The organism is Lentilactobacillus parakefiri (genome assembly GCF_002157585.1).
Taxonomy (GTDB): domain Bacteria; phylum Bacillota; class Bacilli; order Lactobacillales; family Lactobacillaceae; genus Lentilactobacillus; species Lentilactobacillus parakefiri.
In genome coordinates, this window is the sequence record NZ_BDGB01000136.1 from 1 (window position 1) to 798 (window position 798).

The following is a 798-nucleotide window of genomic DNA, read 5'->3' on the forward strand; positions in this document are numbered from 1 at the left end:
GAGAAAATGTACGGTGCTCACTACTCCAAAGCCATGGTTTCCAACATGACTAAAGCCGTCAATGAACAGGTTCAAGCTTTCCAGCAACGTCGACTGGCTTCACAATATGCGGCCATCTTCTTAGATGCCACTTACTTGCCGTTAAAGCGGGATACCGTTCAAAAAGAAGCCGTTCATATTGCGATTGGCATTCGTCCAGATGGTACGAAAGAAGTGCTGAACTACCAAGTGGCGCCAACGGAATCGACTGGAATCTGGACTGAACTGCTGGGAACCTTGATCAAGCAGGGCGTTAAAGATGTGCTGTTGTTTGTGGCCGATGGGTTAGTTGGTTTGGATGAAGGCTTGAATCGGCATTTCCCTAAAGCCAAACGACAACGTTGCCTGGTTCATGTTGGGCGGAATCTGATGAACAAAGTTCGCGTAAAAGACCGCAAGGCCGTGATCAGTGACTTTAAACAAGTTCATCGGGCCGCCAACCGTGAAGCAGCCGAACTGAAACTGAATGAGTTCGCCAACAACTGGCATCAGACCTATCCCAAATTAATCAAAGATCTGCTTAAAATGCCGAATTTACTCACTTTCATGGACTTTCCACCAGCTATCCGGCAATCACTATACTCCACTAACCTGATTGAGAACTTTAATAAGCATCTCAAGCGCACCACCCTCCACAAAGAACAATTTCCAACGGAAGATTCACTGGATCGCTTCCTGGTTTCTCATTTTAATGTTTATAACGAGAAGTCTCTGAAGCGGATCCACCGAGGATTCAAAGGACTCCAGGACACCTTGGAA

At 46.5% G+C, this 798-nt stretch carries 1 protein-coding gene; it reads left to right on the forward strand.

Features of this window, described 5'->3' with window-relative positions:
* Positions 1-798, forward strand: a 798-nt coding sequence (locus LPKJCM_RS11725) for an IS256 family transposase (RefSeq protein WP_109561185.1), incomplete at both ends; no start/stop codon positions are given.